The organism is Pantoea sp. B270, assembly GCF_018726825.1.
Classification (GTDB): domain Bacteria; phylum Pseudomonadota; class Gammaproteobacteria; order Enterobacterales; family Enterobacteriaceae; genus Pantoea; species Pantoea dispersa.
Window position 1 is genome coordinate 1 of record NZ_JAHCSX010000001.1, and the last position, 18530, is coordinate 18530.

Here is an 18530-nt window from a genome sequence, read left to right on the forward strand (position 1 = left end):
GGAGCGGTAGTTCAGTTGGTTAGAATACCTGCCTGTCACGCAGGGGGTCGCGGGTTCGAGCCCCGTCCGTTCCGCCAATCTCTTTAAAGAAGCCGATGCAGCAATGCATCGGCTTTTTGCTTTTCTAAATCATACCCATCTGGCGTACGGTCGCCATTCATGGCGACCGCCAGCGCATTAATCCTTCTGTACCGCCACTTCCGCACGATAGGTGGCTTGCGGCACCTCACGTTCAGCGCGCGCCAGCCAGCGGTAGCAGCCAGCGCCCAGCGCCACGCCGATGAACCAGCTGAAGTTTGCCACCGCGTGCAGGGAAGGAATAAAGCTAATCACCAGGCAAATACCCACGGAAGGTAGCAGCGCAGCAATCGCTTTTGGATTGAAACCGCCGCGGTACCAGTAGCGGCCTTTTGGCGTATCGTTGAACAGGTCATCAACGTATACCTTGCTGCGTTTGATCAGGTAGAAATCGGCGATCAGAATGCCAAACAGTGGCCCGATAAACGATCCCAGCACATCCAGCGTGTAGTGAATCAGCTCCGGCGACTGGAACAGATTCCACGGCGTCAACAGCACTGAACCCACGGCGGCAATCATGCCACCGGCGCGGAAGCTGATCTTCTGCGGTGAGCAGTTAGAGAAATCAAATGCTGGCGAAACGAAGTTCGCCACGATATTGATGCCGATGGTGGCGGTAATCATGGTCAGCAGTCCGATAGCGACCGCCACATCGTTGCCTACCATGCTCACGGTTTCAATCGGGTCGGTGATCATTTTGCCAAACAGCGACTGCGTACCCGAGACAATGACCACGGTCACAATCGAAAACAGCAGGAAGTTGAACGGCAGGCCCCAGCGGTTGCCGCGGCGAATCTCACCCATGCTTTTGCCGTAGCGCGAGAAGTCACCAAAGTTGAGCAGCGGGCCGGAGAAATAAGAGACCACCAGCGCAGTCGCGGTAATCATCTGCCAGGTTTGCTCGCCCGCGCTCAGTGATTTACTGGCGAGGGTGAAGGAGATACCGTCAAAACCGGTTTTGTATACAATCCAGCCCGCCAGCGCCACCATCACCACGTAGACCGCCGGACCGGCGACATCAATAAAGCGTTTAATTGCGCTCATGCCGTGCCAGAACACCATCGCCTGCAGCAGCCACATGACGCCGAAACAGCACCAGCCAAGCTGCGACAGGCCGAGCCAGCTGCTCTGCGTCATGCTGCTTAACGACGGGTAGAACTTCAGCAGCACCAGCATCAGCGCATTCGCCGCCAGATAGGTCTGAATGCCGTACCAGGCGAAGGCGATCAGCCCGCGAATCACCGCCGGGATGTTGGCCCCGAACACGCCAAATGCCTGACGCGAAATCACCGCATAAGGCACGCCGGCCATCTGGCTCGGCTTCGCCACCAGGTTGGCGCACAGCTGCACGATGCAAATTCCCACCAGCAGACACAGCAGCACCTGCCAGCTGGCCAGACCGAGGGTGAAGAAGCTGGCCGCCACCACATAGCCCCCCATGCTGTGCACGTCCGACATCCAGAACGAAAAAATGTTGTACCACGACCAGCTCTGGTTGCGGGTCGGCGCCAGGTCGTCGTTACACAGACGCGGGCTGTAATGGGCGTTGGCTTCAGAGGCCACCGCAGAGGTCACTTCAGAATGATTTGGCATGAAACCTGCTCCTCTTAACTTCATGGAAAAATAATGACAGCGTGAAACGGTATTGCAGGATCCAGGCCAGAATTGATTTCTTGTATACAAAAAATGAATTTCACGTATACGATGTCTGCATACAGTCACTTGCCGGAGCGGGTAATGAAGAGTGAAACAGGCCTGAAAACGGCTGCCGATCTGAATGACAGAGACGAACCTATCTATCAGGCGTTGCTGAACGCCATCGTGGAGCATCAGCTGCCGCCGGGCAGCAAATTGCCGGAAGAGGCGCTGTCGGAGGTGTTTGGCGTCAGCCGTACCGGCATTCGTAAGGTGCTGCAGCGCCTCGCGGCGGTGCAAATGATCACCCTGTCGCCCAGACGTGGTGCACAGGTGGCGACGCCGGGCGTGGAGGAAGCGCGCGACATCTTCGCCACGCGCAGCCTGCTGGAGTGCGCCAACCTGCCGGCGGTGCTGGCGCATCTTCAGCCGCCGCATCTCGCCGCGCTGAGTGGCTTAATTGCCGACGAGCAGCAGGCGCACCAGCAGCATGACGGGGCCGCCGCCATCCGTCTGTCTGCGGCTTTTCATATCCAGCTGCAGGCGATTTCCGGCAACCAGGTGCTGACTGACATGGTGACGCGCCTGACGCAGCGCTCCTCACTGGTGATCGCCGCTTACGGTGCACCGTGGCAGCGTGGCTGTCGTTGCGATCATCACGATCGGCTGGTGGATCTGCTGCGGCAAAACGATCTGCCGGCGTTAACTACGGCGCTGCAGCATCACTTCGAACATATCGTCGCCAGCCTGCACTTTGAACGCAGCGGCGAAACCCTGCCTGATTTCACCCGGTTATTTGCCGGTCATAAAGGAGCGGCATCATGAGCCTGATCCAGGTGATCAACCCGAATACCAGCGCCGCCATGACGGCGACCATCGGTGCAGCGGCGCGCGCCGTGGCCGCACCTGGCACGGAGATTGTGGCGGTGTGCCCGAGCGAGGGCGTGCCCTCCATTGAAGGACACTTTGATGAAGCGATTGCCGCGGTGGGCGTGCTGGAACAGGTAAAACGCGGCAAAGAGCAGGGCGTCAGCGGCCATATCATCGCCTGCTTTGGCGATCCGGGACTGCTGGCGGCGCGCGAACTGGCGAGCGGACCGGTGATTGGCATTGCCGAAGCGGCGATGCACACCGCGACGCTGGTGGCGACGCGCTTTTCGATTGTCACCACGCTGCCGCGCACGCTGGTGATCGCCCGCCATCTGCTGCAGCAGTACGGATTCAGCCATCACTGTGCCGCGCTGCACGCTATTGATCTGCCGGTGCTGGCGCTTGAAGACGGCAGCGGCGTCGCGCAGGAGAAAGTGCGCGAGCGCTGCCTGCAGGCGAAACGTGAAGATGGCAGCGGCGCGATTGTGCTGGGCTGCGGCGGCATGGCGTCGCTGGCGCAGGATCTGACCAAAGAGCTGGGCCTGCCGGTGATTGATGGCGTCAGTGCGGCGGTGAAAATGGTCGAGTCATTACTGGCGCTGGGCTTTGGTACCAGCAAACACGGCGATCTGGCTTACCCGATTAAAAAACCGCTCAGCGCGGCATTTCAGCACCTAAACTAAGGGCTGGTTGAGGACTGATGACAGGAACTTGCAGAATGAGTGATGTATCTGAAAAGAAAGAGTACAGCTTCAACAAAAACTATCCGCGCGATCTGATTGGTTATGCGGGCCAGCCGCCGCACGCGCAGTGGCCGGGTGAGGCGCGGGTGGCGGTGCAGTTCGTGCTCAATTATGAAGAGGGCGCTGAAAACAATGTGCTGCACGGTGACGCGGGCTCTGAGCAGTTTCTCTCCGACATCATCGGAGCCGCCAGCTATGCCGATCGCCACATGTCGATGGATTCCCTGTATGAGTACGGTTCGCGTGCCGGTTTCTGGCGCATCCATCAGGAGTTTCAGCAGCGCGGCCTGCCGCTGACCATCTTTGGCGTCGCGATGGCGCTGGCGCGGCATCCGCAGATTGTCGAGGCCATCAAAGCCGCCGATTACGATGTGGTCAGCCACGGCTGGCGCTGGATTCACTATCAGGGGATGGATGCCAAAACCGAGCGTCAGCACATGCAGCAGGCAGTGGACGTGCTCACCGAGTTATTCGGTAAAGCGCCCACCGGCTGGTATACCGGGCGCGACAGCCCCAATACGCGGCGGCTGGTGGTCGAGCAGGGCGGCTTCAGCTACGACAGCGATTACTACGGTGACGATCTGCCCTTCTGGACGCAGGTCACCTGTCAGGACGGCACGGTGAAGCCGCATCTGATCATTCCCTATACGCTGGAGTGCAACGACATGCGCTTCGCCACGCCGCAGGGATTCAACACCGCCGAGCAGTTCTATACCTATCTGCGCGATACCTTTGATGTACTGTATGAAGAGGGCGCGACGGCGCCGAAGATGATGTCGATTGGCATGCACTGCCGTCTGCTGGGGCGTCCGGGGAAATTCCGCGCGCTGCAGCGTTTCCTCGACCATATTCAGCAGCACGACAAGGTGTGGGTGTGCACGCGTCAGCAGATTGCCGATCACTGGATGAAGACGCATCCGGCTGCGTAAGCAGCCTTACCTTTCACGGATATCAGGTCGTTTTTGCCCTCTCTTGCCAGGAGAGGGCAACACTCGCGCCTGCGTCAGCTCATCAAACTCACCTGCGCTGCCACGATGCGCCAGCCGCACGGCAGCCGTACCCAGGTCTGCTGCTGACGGCCGATCTTCTCTACGCCCTCGCGGGTGAACTCGGTGCTGCACACCGCATAGTCATCGCCAAAAGTGGTGATGACCGTATTGCGCAGCGTGCGATCGAGCCCCTTTGACGGACGCGCCGCGCGAAAGGCGCGAATCTCGTCAATCCCGTACAGATTCTCTCCGGCACCGAGTCGCACCGTACGCGCATCGTGCCAGAACAACTCGTCCAGCACGGCGACATCATTGCTCACCAGCGCCTGCTCGTAGCGGTAAAACGCGGCGGTGACTTCAGCCAGTATCGCCGGACGATCGATATGTTCAGGTGTCATCTTCAGGCATCCATAAAAGAGGTTTGTGGCAGCGTCACACCCTGCTGCTGCAGTGCCCAGGCGGCGCGCAGCGCCAGCTGTTCGTTAAACGGCGCAGCAATCAGTTGCAGGCCAATCGGTAAGCCGCTGGCGGTGAGCAGCGGTACGCTACACACCGGCAGGCCGAGGAACGAAATCGGCTGCGTCAGCATGCCCATGCTGGCGCGTGTCGGCAAATCCTGACCGTTGATGTGAATGGTTTCCTGGCCGATGGTGGTGGCGGTACAGGGCGTGGCCGGGGCGATCAGCACGTCGTAATGGTCGAACAGCGGCAGCGCCTGCTGCTGGAAGTGACGGCGGAAACGCTGGGCCTGCACATACCACGCGGCGGGCAGCATCGCGCCCGCCAGCAGGCGTTCGCGTGAATTCGGCTCAAAGCGTTCTGGCTGGGTGCGCAGCGCTGGCAGATAGTGATTGCCGCCTTCCGCGGCGGTCATGATAAACGCGGCCGAGCGCGCCAGTTCGGCCTGAGGCAGCGTCACTTCTTCTGTCGCGCCGAGCGCGCGGGCCGCTACCGCCACCGCCTCGCGCGCCTCATCGCTGCACCAGTCAGCGAAAAAGCCGCCCAGCACCGCGCTGCGCAGCTTTTCGCTGCCAGCAGAGAGCCTGTCACTGACCGGTTCCGCAGGCCGCGCCGCCTGAAACGCATCGCTGGCGTCGCCGCCCTGCAGCGCATCGTAGACCAGACTCAAATCTTCCACCGAGCGGGCAAACGGACCGATGTGATCGAGGCTGGCGACAAACGGATGGCTGCCGCTGCGCGACAGACGACCAAAGGTGGGTTTCAGGCCGAAAATGCCGCACAGCGAAGCAGGCACGCGAATCGAGCCGTTGGTGTCAGTGCCGAGTGAAAAGTGCACCAGCCCGGCAGCGACGGCTGCCGCGGAACCGCCAGATGAGCCGCCGGCCACGCGTGACAGATCGCGCGGGTTGCGCGTCGCACCATAATGGGTGTTCTCGGTGGTAAAGCCGTAAGCGTAGGCGTCCATATTCAGCATGCCGGAGAGCAGCGCGCCGCTCTGCTGCAGCTTAGAGACCGCCCACGCATCCTGCTGTGCCACCGGCCGCTCGCTGAACAGGCTGGCACCGGCAAGCGTGCTGTGACCGGCGACGTCAAACAGGTTTTTTACCGCATAGGGAATGCCAGCCAGCGCCGGCAGCGGCTCGCCGCGCTGACGCTGCTGATCCAGCCGGTCGGCTTCCCGCAGCATGCGCTGCGCGGTGACGGCGGTCCAGGCGTTGATGGCCGGGTTATGCTGTTCTATGGCGGCCAGCGTCTGTTGTGCGATGTCGCGCGCGCTGAGATCGCCCTGCGCCAGTGCCTGCTGCAGCTGGCTAATTGATAAGGCTGCCAGCGTCATGGATGAAACACTCCTGCCACTTCCAGGCGATCGTCCAGCGGCAGCGCCATCAGCGGCTGCGCCATCGCGGCGATACGGTTAAACTGCGTCAGCAGTTCGGCGCGGCGCGTGTCGTCCAGTTCCAGCGCCAGAATCTGTTCCATTTGGGCAATATAGGTTGCCCAGTCCGGTTGTGCACTCATGATTTTCTCCGTTAAAAACCGGCAGCGCTGCCGTTGCTGCGCGGATCAAACGCGCCTTCCAGCATGCCATTGTTGTGTCTGACGATGGCGCCGGCGTGGCCCACCACTTCACTGTATTCAGCCAGCAGTTCGACTTCATGACCGAGCGCGCGCAGTTGCTGCACGGTTTCAGGCGCGATGCGCGCCTCCAGCTTGAGGGAGTCCGAGGATTGGCCCCAGGTGCGGCCAAGCAGCCAGCGCGGTGCGCTGACCGCCTGCTGCAGCGGCTGGCCCTGAATGACATAGCGGGTAAAGATCGCCGCCTGGGTTTGCGGCTGGCCATCACCGCCCATCGAGCCGTACACCAGCGTGCGGCCATCTTTCAGGCGTGCCGCCGCTGGATTGAGCGTATGGAACGGCTGTTTGCCCGGTGCCAGCGTCAGCAGGTGATCCGGCTGCAGGCTGAACGCCGCGCCACGGTTTTGCCAGGTAATACCGGTGCCGGGCAGCACGACGCCGCTGCCAAATTCGTGGTAAATGCTCTGGATAAAGGAGACGGCCAGGCCGCTGCTGTCCATCACCCCCATCCACACGGTATCGCCCGGTCCGCGTCCGGTGCCCCAGGGCGCGGCGCGATCGTCCTGCACCTGCGCGGCCAGCGTGCCGAGATGATCGGCATTCAGCAGCGACTGCACATCAATCGCCATGTGACGCGGATCGGTGATGTGTTGATCGCGCAGGGCAAAGGCCTGTTTGGTGGCTTCAACGATGCGGTGCACCGTCTGCGCTTCACTGGCGTCGGCCATCGCCAGACGATCGGTGATCCCGAGGATCGCCAGCGACACCAGCCCCTGCGTCGGCGGCGTCATGTTCCAGATATCGCCTTCGCTGTGCGTGAGGTGCAGCGGCGTGCAGCGCCGGGCGCGCTGCCGGTGTAAATCGTCCAGCGTAATCGGCATGCCGAGCGCGCCCATTTCGCGCGCCAGATGGTGCGCCAGCTCACCGCGATAAAAGCTCTCCAGCCCTTGCTCGCTCAGCACGCTCAGCGTCTGCGCCAGCGCTGGCTGGGTAAAACGACTGCCGGCGGCGGGCGGTGCGCCATCAGGCAGAAAGGTGGCAGCAAAACCGGGCTGATGTTGCAGCTCATGCTGTTTTGCCGCCGTCGCTGCCGCCTGCGAGGCGGTGACCGGAATGCCATCGGCCGCATAGCGAATCGCATCGCGCAGCAAACGGCTCAGCGGCAGCGGCGTCGCGCCCAGTTCGTGCGCCAGCGTCAGCGCTTCCTGCCAGCCGCTGACGGTGCCGGCGACCGTCAGTGCCGCTTTAGGGCCGCGATGCGGAATATGGCTCTCACCGTGATAGAAGTCGGGGTGCGCCAGCGAACCGGCGGCGCCGCTGGCATCGATAGCAATCGGATCGCCGCCGGGCGGCACCACCAGCCAGAAGCCGTCGCCGCCGAGGCCATTCATGTGCGGATAGACCACCGCGATGGTCGCCGCGGCCGCCACCATCGCTTCCAGCGCGTTGCCGCCTTCACGCAGTACCGCCAGTGCGCTTTCACTGGCAAGGTGATGCGGCGTCACCGCCATGCCCATCGGGGCCATATTGCTCTGAATCATAGTGAACTGTTCCCGGATTATTCTTTTGTAGCGGCGCGGTTTATCGCGCTGGATAGGGAAAACAAGCGCAATAAATTGTGCCGCTACCTGTCTGTACCATTGGTAAAGCAAGAGCCGTTCCAGTTTTGGTGTTACGCCAGCCTGGATCGATTTATGCTAGCTTGTGATGAAACGAAAGTTACAGGACCGATGATGAAACAGCTCGATGAACGCCTTCGCAGTCACTATCCGCAACTGTCGCCGCAGGAGCAGCGCATTGCTGACTTTGTGTTTGACCATTTTGATGATCTGATTAGCTATAACAGCGCTGAGCTGGCGCGGCTCAGCGGCGTATCAAAGGCCACGGTAAGCCGGCTGTTCAAACGCCTCGGCTATGAAAAATACAAAGACATGCGTGATGAGCTGCGCACCCTGCGCCAGAGCGGAATGCCGCTGACCGATAACCGCGACGCGGTGCAGGGCAACACGCTGCTGTCGCGTCATTACAAGCAGGAGATGGCGAACCTGACGCAGTGGGTCAACAGCATTGACGCCCGGCAGTTTAGCGAGGTGATTGCCGCGCTGGGCGCCGCACGGCGGGTGTTCATCATTGGGATGCGCAACGCGTATCCGGTGGCGCTGCATCTGCGTCAGCAGCTGCTGCAGGCGCGCGCTCAGGTGCAGGTGTTGCCGCAGCCAGGCCAGACGCTGGGCGAAGAGCTGGTGGACATGACGCCGGAAGATGTGGTGGTGGTGATGGCGTTTCGCCGTCGGCCACGCATCATCCGTCCACTGATGCAGCAGCTGCAGCAGAGCGGCATCCCGGTACTGGTGCTGTGCGAACCGCAGGCGCAGGGCATTCTTACCCTGGCGCGCTGGCAGCTGTGCGCACCGCTCGACAGCGTTTCCGCCTTTGACAGCTACGCCTCGGCAATGAGCCTAATCAACCTGCTGGCCAACGCGCTGCTGCACGAAATGCTGTCGCAGGGGCGTCAGCGCATCCACCAGATTGCCGATCTTTACCAGCAGCTCGACGAGCTGGAACACCGCTAAAGGGCACCGTTTTGGTGCTTTGCACCTTTTTTGATCGCGTCTGCTAACGGGGTGCCCCCCGTTATGATGCGCCCTTAACCGCCTTAAATCCTCCGCTTAGCCGCTGCGTTTGCTGCCCGTTGTGGTTGGCACATTAGTTGCAAATCAATTTATCAAGAATCTTTTGTTTCACCATTAACTCACCGGGGTGCATAATGAACAAAGTATTACTGGCAGTAGCAGGGGCAGCATTGCTGCTGGCGCAGGCAGGCAGCGCCATGGCCGATCAGCTGCAGGATATCCAGAAGCGTGGCGTGATTCGCGTGGCGGTGCCGCAGGATTTCCCGCCGTTTGGCTCGGTCGGTACCGATCTGCAGCCGCAGGGCTATGACATCGACATGGCGAAATACCTCGCGAAGCAGATGAAACTGAAGTTGCAGCTGGTGCCGGTGACCAGCGCCAACCGCGTACCGTATCTGCAGACCGACAAGGTCGACCTGGTGATCTCCAGCATGGGCAAAAACGCCGAGCGCGAAAAAGTGATCGACTTCAGCCGCGCCTACGCACCGTTTTTCCTCGGCGTGTTCGGCCCGAAAGGCGAGACGCTGAAAGATGCGGCGGCGCTGAGCGGGAAATCGATTGGCGTGACGCGCGGTGCGGTAGAGGACATGGTACTGAGCGATGTCGCTCCGAAAGATGCTCAGGTGAAGCGCTACGAAGATAACAACACCACGCTGTCCGCCTATCTCTCCGGTCAGGTGCAGTATGTCGCCACCGGAAACCTGGTGGTCGCGGCGATTGCGCGCCAGAACGCGGAAAAAGCCCCGGTGCCGCAGTTTATGCTGAAAGATTCACCGTGCTTTATCGGCCTGAAAAAGAATGAGCCAGCGCTGAAAGAGAAAGTGAACGCACTGATTGAGCAGGGTATTAAAGACGGCACGCTGAACAAGCTGTCGGAAGAGTGGCTGAAAGCGCCGCTGCCTGCCAACCTCGGCGCATAACAGGAACGGCCAATGATTGGGCAACTTAACTTTGCAGATCTCTGGCCGCACTGGCCAGAGCTGCTGGCCGGACTGTGGGTCACGGTGCAGCTTACGGTGCTGGCAACGGTGGGCGGTGTCGGACTGGGTATTCTCGGCGCGGCGCTGCGCAGCGGCAAACCGGGCTGGGCCAGCCGCCTGTGGGGCATCTACGTCGAGCTGATTCGCAACACGCCGTTTGTGGTACAGCTGTTTTTTATCGTGTTTGGTCTGCCTAATCTCGGGCTGAAACTGACGGCCGGTGAAGCGGCGCTGCTGGCGATGCTGATTAACCTTGGCGCCTATAGCACTGAAATCATCCGTGCCGGTATCCAGGTCACGCCGCGCGGGCAGTGGGAAGCGGGGCGCGTGCTCGGGCTGAGCCGCACGCAAACCTTCATCCGCGTGGTGCTGCCGCCCTCGCTGCAGCGCATTTATCCGGCGCTGGTCAGCCAGTGCATCATTGTGATGCTCGGCTCGTCGGTGGTGTCGCAGGTCTCATATGAAGAGCTGACGTTTGCCGCCAACCTGATTCAGTCGCGCACCTTTTTGAGTTTTGAAGTCTATCTGGTGACCACGCTGATCTATCTGGCGTTGTCGATTGCCATGCGACAGCTGCTGCTGGCGCTGGGTCGCAAATGGTTTGGAGCGCAGCCGGCATGACGACGTTTACTGACTGGGACATCCTGCGCAACCTGCTGCTGGCGGCGCGCTGGACGATTTTGCTGTCGCTGGTGGCCTTTTTCGGCGGCACGCTGGTGACACTGCCGCTGCTGTTTCTGCGTCTGCTGCAGCGTCGCTGGCTCACCCGCCTGATTCGCTGTTATACCGAGCTGTTTCAGGGCACGCCGCTGCTGATGCAGCTGTTTCTTGCCTTCTTCGGCGTCGGCCTGTTCGGCATCGATGTCGCGCCCTGGACGGCAGCGTCGCTGGCGCTGACGCTGTATACCAGCGCGTTTTTACTGGATATCTGGTACGGCAGCATTCGCGCGCTGCCAAAAGGGCAGTGGGAAGCGTCGCGCTGCCTCGGCCTGAACTTTGGCCAGACACTGTATCGCGTGGTGGCACCGCAGGCGATCCGCATCGCCATCGCGCCGACCGTTGGCTTTGCCGTGCAGGTGATCAAGGGCACCGCGCTGGCGTCGATTATCGGCTTTGTCGAGCTGACCAAAGCCGGCACTATTCTCAACAATGTGACGTATCAGCCCTTCAAGGTGTTTGGCCTGGTGGCGCTCGGTTACTTCCTGATGTGTTATCCGCTGTCGCGTTACAGCCAGTACCTGGAGAAAAAATTCAATGCCGCTCATCACCATTAATCAGGTCCAGAAGTACTACGGTGATAACCACGTACTGAAAGGGGTCGATCTGGATATCGACAACGGCGAAGTGATTTCCATTATTGGCCGCAGCGGCTCCGGTAAAAGTACCCTGCTGCGCTGCATGAACGGGCTGGAAGGCTATCAGGAGGGCAGCATTAAACTGGGCGGCATGACGATTACCGATCGTGAATCGCAGGCGCGTGAAATCAGCCGCTCGGTGGGCATGGTGTTTCAGAACTTTAACCTGTTTCCGCACATGACCGCGCTGGAAAACGTGATGCTGGCACCGCGCCGCGTGCTGAAAAAGAGCGAGGCGGAGTGCCGCACGCTGGCCACGCAGATGCTGGAAAAAGTCGGGCTCGGCGAACGCCTCAATTACTACCCGGCCAACCTGTCGGGCGGTCAGCAGCAACGCGTGGCGATTGCCCGCGCGCTGGCGATGCAGCCAAAAGTTTTACTCTGTGACGAAATCACCTCGGCGCTCGATCCGGAGCTGGTGGGTGAAGTACTGAAAGTGCTGGAGCAGCTGGCCGCCGAAGGCATGACGCTGATTCTCGTCACCCATGAAATGAACTTCGCCCGCGACGTGGGCGACCGCGTGGTGTTTATGCATCAGGGACGCGTGTGGGAGCAGGGCGACAGCAAAACGCTGTTTGCAAATCCACAAACCGCCGAGCTGAAGCAGTTTATTTCGACCGTGCGTCTGTAACCGAACAATAAGGAACCCCTCATGGATATCAGCCAGTTCTCGCAAATCAATCCGCCACAGCGTCTGCTGATGGGACCGGGCCCGATCAACGCCGACCCGCGCGTGCTGCGCGCCATGTCGAGCCAGCTGCTTGGGCAGTACGATCCGGCGATGACGCACTATATGAACGAGGTGATGGCGCTGTACCGTGGCGTATTCCGCACTGAAAACCGCTGGACCCTGCTGATTGATGGCACCTCACGCGCCGGTATCGAAGCCATCCTGCTGTCGGCGATTCGTCCGGGCGATAAAGTGCTGGTGCCGGTGTTCGGCCGCTTCGGCCATCTGCTGTGCGAAATCGCCCGTCGCTGCCGCGCGGAAGTCCATACCATTGAGGTGCCGTGGGGCGAGGTATTTACCCCGGATCAGATCGAAGATGCGATCAAAAAAGTCAAACCGCGCCTGCTGCTGACGGTGCAGGGCGATACCTCAACCACCATGCTGCAACCGCTGGAGCAGTTCGGTGCGATTTGTCGCCAGTACGGCGTGCTGTTGTACACCGATGCCACCGCATCGCTGGGCGGCAACCCGCTGGAAACCGATGCCTGGGGGCTGGATGCGGTCTCTGCCGGCATGCAGAAATGCCTCGGCGGTCCGTCCGGCACCTCGCCGATCACCCTGAGCCCGCAAATGGAAGCGGTGATCCGCCAGCGTAAGTGCGTGGAGCAGGGCATCCGCACCGACGCACATCAGGATGGCGTCGACGAGATGATCTACTCCAACTACTTCGATCTCGGCATGATCATGGATTACTGGGGACCGGAGCGGCTCAACCATCATACCGAAGCCACCTCGGCGCTGTTTGGCGCACGCGAATGTGCCCGTCTGATCCTGCAGGAAGGGCTGGATAACGGCATCGCACGCCACAAACTGCACGGTGATGCGCTGCTGAAAGGTATTCAGGGCATGGGGCTGGAAACCTTTGGCGATCTCAGACACAAGATGAATAACGTGCTTGGCGTGGTGATCCCGCAGGGCATCAACGGCGACCAGGTACGCAAATTGATGCTGGACGATTTAGGCATTGAGATTGGCACCTCGTTCGGTCCGCTGCACGGCAAAGTGTGGCGCATCGGCACCATGGGCTACAACGCGCGCAAAGATTGCGTGATGCTGACGCTGAGCGCGCTGGAGTCCGTGCTGAATCACGTCGGTTTCCGCACCACTCAGGGCGCGGCGCTGCAGGCTGCCTGGGACCACTACGGGAGCCACGCATGAGTCATAGCCTGATGAGCGCCGGTGAGGCGCAGTCAGCGGCGGCGCGGGTGATGGCGCGCTGTGACGCGCTGGCAGCAATCAGTGAGAGCGAAGAGGGGCTGACCCGCGTCTATCTGTCGCCGGAGCAGGTGCGCGCCAACGCGCGCGTTGCTGAGTGGATGCAGGCGGCAGGTATGCACACCTGGCAGGATGCGGTCGGCAATATCTGCGGTCGCTATGAAGCGGCGGAGCCGGGCGCACCGGCGCTGCTGCTCGGCTCGCACCTTGATACCGTGCGCAACGCCGGACGTTACGATGGCATGCTGGGCGTGCTCAGCGCCATCGAAACCGTGCAGTGGCTGCACGACCATCAGCAGCGCCTGCCGCTGGCGATTGAAATTGTCGGCTTCGGCGATGAAGAGGGCACGCGCTTTGGCATCACGCTGCTTGGCAGCCGCGGCCTCACCGGCAGCTGGCCGGAGAGCTGGGTGTCACATCCGGACGGTAACGGTATTACGGTGGCGCAGGCGATGCAGGACCTCGGCCTGGACGCGGCGCTGATCCCGCAGGCGGCACGTGAGGTGAGCGACATTGTGGCTTATCTCGAACTGCACATTGAGCAGGGACCGTGTCTGGAACAGGACGATTTGGCGCTTGGTGTGGTGACGGCGATTAACGGCGCGCGCCGTCTTAACTGCCGCTTTGTCGGGGAGGCCGGTCATGCCGGCACGGTGCCGATGACGCACCGCAAAGACGCGCTGGCAGCAGCGGCAGAGTGGATGGTGTTTGTGGAACAGGCCACGCAGGATCAGGATGCGCAGCTGGTGGCAACGGTGGGCACGCTGAGCTGTCTGCCGGGCGCCGTTAACGTTATCCCCGGCGAGGTGCAGCTGTCGCTGGACGTGCGCGGACCGCAGGATGAACCGCTGGAACGTCTGCTCTCCAGCCTGCTGACCCAGGCGGAAGCCATCGCGCTGCGGCGCGGGCTCAGCTTCAGCGCTAACGAGTACTATCGCATCGCGGCCACCGCCTGTGATACGCGGCTGCAGCAGGCGCTGAGCCATGCGGTAGAAACCGTGCAGGGGCGCAGTCTGGCGCTGCCGAGCGGAGCCGGTCACGACGCGATCGCGATGGCTGAGCGCTGGCCGGTGGGCATGCTGTTTGTGCGCAACCATCGCGGTATCAGCCATCATCCGGCGGAATCGGTGCAGGTGGCCGATGTGGCGCTCGGCGTGCAGGCCTATCTGCAGGCGGTGTGCGATCTGGCGCGCAGCTAAAGGAGCCGCGAAATGGATCTGAACGATTTTAATCAGGCGAGCACCGCGCAGGCGCAGGCGGCGATTGCCCACTGCGTGGCGATTCCCGCCTGGCAGCAGGCGCTGGTGGCGGCGCGGCCGTTCGCCAGCCTGACGGCGCTGTACACCACGGCGCAACAGCTGGCGCTGGCGTGGCAGGGCGACGCCTTGCAGCAGGCGCTGAGCGCCCATCCGCGCATCGGCGAAAAAGCGAAGGGCGCGGGTAAAGAGGCCGCGCTGTCGCAGCAGGAACAGGCAGCGATGCAGCAGGCTAACGGTGCGCTGCAGCTGGCGATGCTGGCCGGTAATGAGCGCTATGAGCAGCGCTTCGGCCGGGTGTTTCTGATTCGCGCCAAAGGGCGCAGCGGTGAACAGATGCTGGCGGAATTGCAGCGCAGGCTCAACAATGATGAAGAGACCGAGCAGCAGGAAGCGCTGGCGCAGCTGCGGGAAATTACCCTGTTACGGCTTAAGGAGAGCATCAGATGAGCACCATCACCACCCATATTCTCGACACCGCGCTGGGCAAACCGGCGATTGGCGTCGCGATGTCGCTGGAGCAGAACAGCCCTGAGGGATGGCTGCCAGTGGCCGAGGGCGAAACCGACAGCGACGGGCGCATCAAAGATCTCACGCCTGAACCGCTGGCGCCGGGCCACTATCGCTTAACCGCGGAGATCGGTGACTATTTCGCCGCCGACGGGCGTGATGCGCTGTACGTCAGCGCGCAGATTGATTTTGTGATTGGCTCCGCCGGCAGCCATTATCACCTGCCGTTCCTCATTTCCCCATGGTCGTGGTCGACCTACCGCGGGAGTTAATCCAGGTCGCCATAAATGGCGCCCCTGTAAAATCGTTATGCGGTTCCGTAGGGTGCGCATTGATGCGCACCGGTATAACCCGATCCATCATGAGGTGTACCTATGCGCCCTGAAATTCGTGCTCTCTATCACAAACCTCGCGCTTGAAAGCCAGTAACTATCAAAACCTTCGGTCCATCCAAATATATTCTGCAACACGGTGCGGTTATCTTAACCGGACAACGTGAAGCCAATGGAGCCGAGAAATGAGCACGCCCGAAAATAATGATAATGCAGCCGCCTCAGGAAAATGCCCCTTTCATCATGGAGCATCGGAAGAGAAAAGCGTTTTAGCGCGTGGCGCCGGAAGCGGGACCACTAACCGCGACTGGTGGCCAAACATGCTGCGCGTCGATCTGTTAAACCAGCATTCCAGCCGTTCTAACCCCCTCAGTGACACTTTCAACTACCGTGAAGAGTTCAGCAAACTGGATTACGCCGCGCTGAAAGCCGACATTCGTGCGCTGCTGACCGACTCGCAATCCTGGTGGCCAGCCGACTGGGGCAGCTACATCGGGTTGTTTATCCGTATGGCATGGCACAGCGCCGGCACCTACCGCACCATCGACGGTCGCGGCGGTTCCGGACGTGGCCAGCAGCGCTTTGCGCCGCTCAACTCCTGGCCGGATAACGTCAGCCTCGACAAAGCGCGTCGTCTGCTGTGGCCGGTGAAACAGAAGTATGGCCAGAAAATTTCCTGGGCCGATCTCTACATTCTTGCCGGTAACGTGTCGCTGGAAAACGCCGGCTTCCGTACCTTTGGCTTTGGTGCCGGTCGTGAAGATGTCTGGGAACCGGACATGGACGTGGACTGGGGACATGAGACCGAATGGCTGGCGCACCGCCATCCGGAAAGCCTGGCAAACGCGCCGCTCGGTGCGACGGAAATGGGCCTGATCTACGTGAACCCGGAAGGTCCGGAAGCCAGCGGCGATCCGCGCTCGGCGGCCCCGGCGATTCGCGCTACCTTCGGCAACATGGGCATGAACGATGAAGAGATCGTCGCGCTGATTGCCGGCGGTCACACGCTGGGTAAAACGCACGGTGCCGCTGCGGCCAGCCACGTGGGCGTCGATCCGGAAGCCTCGCCGCTGGAAGCGCAGGGTCTGGGCTGGCACAGCAGCTACGGCAGCGGTGCCGGTGCCGATGCCATCACTTCCGGTCTGGAAGTGGTATGGACGCAAACCCCAACGCAGTGGAGCAACTACTTCTTCGAGAACCTGTTCAAATATGAGTGGGTACAAACGCACAGCCCGGCGGGCGCGATTCAGTTCGAAGCGGTTGATGCCGAAGCGATTATCCCGGATCCGTTCGATCCAGAGAAAAAACGCAAGCCGACCATGCTGGTCACCGACCTGACGCTGCGTTTCGATCCGGAGTTCGGGAAGATTTCGCGTCGTTTCCTCAACGATCCGCAGGCGTTCAACGAAGCCTTCGCCCGTGCCTGGTTTAAACTAACGCACCGCGATATGGGACCAAAAGCGCGTTACCTCGGTCCGGAAGTGCCGAAGGAAGATCTGCTGTGGCAGGATCCGTTACCGCAGGCCACGCATCAGCCGACGCCGGATGACATCACCGATCTGAAAGCGAAAATTGCCGCTTCGGGTCTGAGCGTCAGCCAGCTGGTCTCTGCGGCCTGGGCGTCCGCTTCCACCTTCCGTGGCGGCGACAAACGCGGCGGCGCGAACGGTGCCCGTCTGGCGCTGGCACCGCAGAACGGCTGGGCGGTCAACGCCAGTGTCACCCGCGATGTGCTGCCGGTGCTGCAGAAGATTCAGCAGGAGTCAGGTAAAGCGTCGCTGGCGGATGTGATTGTGCTGGCGGGCAGCGTCGGGATTGAGCAGGCGGCAGCAGCGGCAGGTGTCGCGGTGCAGGTGCCGTTCACGCCGGGCCGCGTGGATGCGCGTCAGGACCAGACGGATGTCGAGTCATTCAACGTACTGCAGCCGCTGGCCGATGGTTTCCGTAACTATCGCCGCGTTCAGGGCGGTTCTTCTACCGAAACCCTGCTGCTGGACAAAGCGCAACAGCTGACGCTGAGCGCGCCAGAGCTGACGGTACTGCTGGGTGGTCTGCGCGTGCTGGGTACCAACTTCGACGGCAGCGCGCACGGCGTGTTTACCGATCGTGCCGGCGTGCTGAGCAACGACTTCTTCATCAATCTGCTGGATATGCGCACCGCATGGCGCGCCACCGATGAGAGCGCTGAGCTGTTCGAAGGCCGCGATCGTCAGAGCGGAGAAGTGAAGTACAGCGCCACCCGCGCCGATCTGGTGTTTGGTTCTAACGCCATCCTGCGCGCGCTGGCGGAAGTTTACGCCAGCAGCGATGCGAAGCAGAAGTTCGTTAACGACTTCGTGGCCGCCTGGACCAAAGTGATGAACCTCGACCGGTTCGATCTGTAATCCCCTGAGCCGCAGCGTCATGCGCTGCGGCTTATTCCTGTTTATGCCTCACGAAATGCCTCAAACGGCAGATTAAAGCGTCGCGCCAGCGCCGCCTTATGCTTATCCGTTAATCTGCGCTCGCCTTTCAGAATGCGATTCACATACGAACGCTGACCGATTTCTGCCACGAAAGAGGATTGATTCAGACCGTGCTGGTCCATCAGCACCCGCAGCAGCGCCACGCCGCCCGGCAGCGCCTGAGTGCGCGCATTAAACGCGGCAAATTCCGCTGCGGTTTCTTCATACTTCGCGACTTTAACGGCCAGCATCTCAATCAGCGGATGCCCCGGCTGATGCTCAACCAGGTATTCCACCAGTTCAAGCGCCTGTTCATAATCGGCTCTGGACTGACTTCCGCCCAGCAGCGGCACGGCTTTAATCAGATTGTTGGAGGCCTGAATCGCTTCGCTAATCATTCTTTGTTCTCCCGGTAATGCTTAACCAGCTTGTCATACTCAGCATGCGTCACGATATGCTTTACGAAGACTCTTTTTGCCACAAAATCCGCAAAGAACATCAGCCGGAGATTGTTGCCGCCGACATTAATTACCCACCATTTTGCCCGATACTTCATGCGATCTAGGCTGGGAAACCAGGCTTTTAACGCCTGTGGATCGGCAAAATCATGGCCGCTTAATAGTCGGTAAGTGGCATCCAGTGCTGCGGCATCATTAGGAAATCTCTGTGTCGCTTCGTTAAACACTTTCCTTGAGATAATGTGCATCATTCCCTCGAACTGTT

At 60.8% G+C, this 18530-nt stretch carries 20 protein-coding genes and 1 tRNA gene; 14 read left to right on the plus strand and 7 right to left on the minus strand.

Annotation, left to right across the window (positions count from 1 at the left end; all coding sequences use genetic code 11):
* Positions 1-77 (plus strand) — tRNA-Asp (locus KOL70_RS00005).
* Between the two features lie 100 nt (positions 78-177).
* On the opposite strand, the gene KOL70_RS00010 is transcribed toward KOL70_RS00005, so the two are convergent.
* Complete coding sequence (locus tag KOL70_RS00010; RefSeq protein ID WP_215480038.1) at positions 178-1671, minus strand: NCS1 family nucleobase:cation symporter-1; 1494 nt, start codon at positions 1669-1671, stop codon at positions 178-180.
* A gap of 144 nt (positions 1672-1815) precedes the next feature.
* On the opposite strand from KOL70_RS00010, the gene KOL70_RS00015 reads away from it, so the two are divergent.
* From KOL70_RS00015 to puuE, 3 genes are read left to right on the plus strand one after another with little or no spacing between them, the layout of a single operon-like run.
* Positions 1816-2538: a GntR family transcriptional regulator gene (locus tag KOL70_RS00015; RefSeq protein WP_058769324.1), complete on the plus strand. Its 723-nt coding sequence runs from the start codon at positions 1816-1818 to the stop codon at positions 2536-2538.
* The gene (hpxA, locus tag KOL70_RS00020) at positions 2535-3266 is read left to right on the plus strand and encodes an allantoin racemase (RefSeq protein WP_021507303.1); all 732 of its coding nucleotides are present in this window, start codon (positions 2535-2537) and stop codon (positions 3264-3266) included. Before KOL70_RS00015 ends, hpxA begins: the two co-directional genes overlap by 4 nt.
* A 35-nt stretch (positions 3267-3301) precedes the next feature.
* Complete coding sequence (gene puuE / locus KOL70_RS00025) at positions 3302-4255, plus strand: allantoinase PuuE (RefSeq protein ID WP_021507302.1); 954 nt, start codon at positions 3302-3304, stop codon at positions 4253-4255.
* A gap of 74 nt (positions 4256-4329) precedes the next feature.
* Here the strand turns inward: puuE and hpxZ are convergent, their stop codons facing one another.
* Genes hpxZ through KOL70_RS00045 form a run of 4 tightly spaced genes read right to left on the minus strand, consistent with a single transcriptional unit; the run spans position 4330 to position 7893 of the window.
* Positions 4330-4713, minus strand: a complete 384-nt coding sequence (gene hpxZ / locus KOL70_RS00030) for an oxalurate catabolism protein HpxZ (RefSeq protein ID WP_058769325.1) — start codon at positions 4711-4713, stop codon at positions 4330-4332.
* A gap of 2 nt (positions 4714-4715) precedes the next feature.
* Entirely contained in the window at positions 4716-6113 is a 1398-nt protein-coding gene (locus tag KOL70_RS00035; RefSeq protein ID WP_215480039.1) for an AtzE family amidohydrolase, read from the minus strand.
* The gene (hpxX, locus tag KOL70_RS00040; protein WP_010616983.1) at positions 6110-6295 is read right to left on the minus strand and encodes an oxalurate catabolism protein HpxX; all 186 of its coding nucleotides are present in this window, start codon (positions 6293-6295) and stop codon (positions 6110-6112) included. The genes KOL70_RS00035 and hpxX overlap by 4 nt, the downstream gene beginning before the upstream one ends.
* Before the next feature lie 11 nt (positions 6296-6306).
* Complete coding sequence (locus KOL70_RS00045; protein ID WP_166709618.1) at positions 6307-7893, minus strand: gamma-glutamyltransferase family protein; 1587 nt, start codon at positions 7891-7893, stop codon at positions 6307-6309.
* A gap of 192 nt (positions 7894-8085) precedes the next feature.
* Here KOL70_RS00045 and hpxU point away from each other — a divergent pair, with 192 nt between their 5' ends.
* From hpxU to katG, 10 genes are all read left to right on the plus strand, one after another.
* The gene (gene hpxU / locus KOL70_RS00050; protein ID WP_021507298.1) at positions 8086-8925 is read left to right on the plus strand and encodes a MurR/RpiR family transcriptional regulator HpxU; all 840 of its coding nucleotides are present in this window, start codon (positions 8086-8088) and stop codon (positions 8923-8925) included.
* A gap of 194 nt (positions 8926-9119) precedes the next feature.
* Entirely contained in the window at positions 9120-9905 is a 786-nt protein-coding gene (locus KOL70_RS00055) for a transporter substrate-binding domain-containing protein (protein ID WP_031279673.1), read from the plus strand.
* A 12-nt stretch (positions 9906-9917) separates the two neighbouring features.
* On the plus strand, positions 9918-10586 hold the full coding sequence (locus tag KOL70_RS00060; RefSeq protein WP_021507296.1) for an amino acid ABC transporter permease: 669 nt from the start codon (positions 9918-9920) through the stop codon (positions 10584-10586).
* Positions 10583-11239 (plus strand): amino acid ABC transporter permease, encoded by a 657-nt coding sequence (locus KOL70_RS00065; protein ID WP_021507295.1) that lies wholly within the window; start codon positions 10583-10585, stop codon positions 11237-11239. The genes KOL70_RS00060 and KOL70_RS00065 overlap by 4 nt, the downstream gene beginning before the upstream one ends.
* On the plus strand, positions 11220-11951 hold the full coding sequence (locus KOL70_RS00070) for an amino acid ABC transporter ATP-binding protein (protein ID WP_021507294.1): 732 nt from the start codon (positions 11220-11222) through the stop codon (positions 11949-11951). The genes KOL70_RS00065 and KOL70_RS00070 overlap by 20 nt, the downstream gene beginning before the upstream one ends.
* A gap of 21 nt (positions 11952-11972) precedes the next feature.
* Positions 11973-13208, plus strand: coding sequence for an alanine--glyoxylate aminotransferase family protein (locus KOL70_RS00075; RefSeq protein WP_215480040.1), 1236 nt, complete (start codon positions 11973-11975; stop codon positions 13206-13208).
* The gene (hpxK, locus tag KOL70_RS00080; protein ID WP_058758022.1) at positions 13205-14464 is read left to right on the plus strand and encodes an allantoate amidohydrolase; all 1260 of its coding nucleotides are present in this window, start codon (positions 13205-13207) and stop codon (positions 14462-14464) included. Before KOL70_RS00075 ends, hpxK begins: the two co-directional genes overlap by 4 nt.
* Before the next feature lie 12 nt (positions 14465-14476).
* Positions 14477-14971: a 2-oxo-4-hydroxy-4-carboxy-5-ureidoimidazoline decarboxylase gene (uraD, locus tag KOL70_RS00085; protein WP_215480041.1), complete on the plus strand. Its 495-nt coding sequence runs from the start codon at positions 14477-14479 to the stop codon at positions 14969-14971.
* On the plus strand, positions 14968-15303 hold the full coding sequence (gene uraH / locus KOL70_RS00090; RefSeq protein WP_021507290.1) for a hydroxyisourate hydrolase: 336 nt from the start codon (positions 14968-14970) through the stop codon (positions 15301-15303). The genes uraD and uraH overlap by 4 nt, the downstream gene beginning before the upstream one ends.
* Before the next feature lie 245 nt (positions 15304-15548).
* Positions 15549-17747 carry a catalase/peroxidase HPI gene (katG, locus tag KOL70_RS00095; protein ID WP_215480042.1) on the plus strand — a complete coding sequence of 733 codons (2199 nt, stop codon included), beginning with the start codon at positions 15549-15551 and terminating at the stop codon, positions 17745-17747.
* A 41-nt stretch (positions 17748-17788) separates the two neighbouring features.
* Here the strand turns inward: katG and KOL70_RS00100 are convergent, their stop codons facing one another.
* Together KOL70_RS00100 and KOL70_RS00105 are read right to left on the minus strand one after the other, a co-directional pair.
* The gene (locus tag KOL70_RS00100) at positions 17789-18205 is read right to left on the minus strand and encodes a type II toxin-antitoxin system HigA family antitoxin (RefSeq protein ID WP_021313564.1); all 417 of its coding nucleotides are present in this window, start codon (positions 18203-18205) and stop codon (positions 17789-17791) included.
* The gene (locus tag KOL70_RS00105) at positions 18202-18513 is read right to left on the minus strand and encodes a type II toxin-antitoxin system HigB family toxin (RefSeq protein ID WP_215480918.1); all 312 of its coding nucleotides are present in this window, start codon (positions 18511-18513) and stop codon (positions 18202-18204) included. The genes KOL70_RS00100 and KOL70_RS00105 overlap by 4 nt, the downstream gene beginning before the upstream one ends.
* Positions 18514-18530 lie beyond the last annotated feature (17 nt).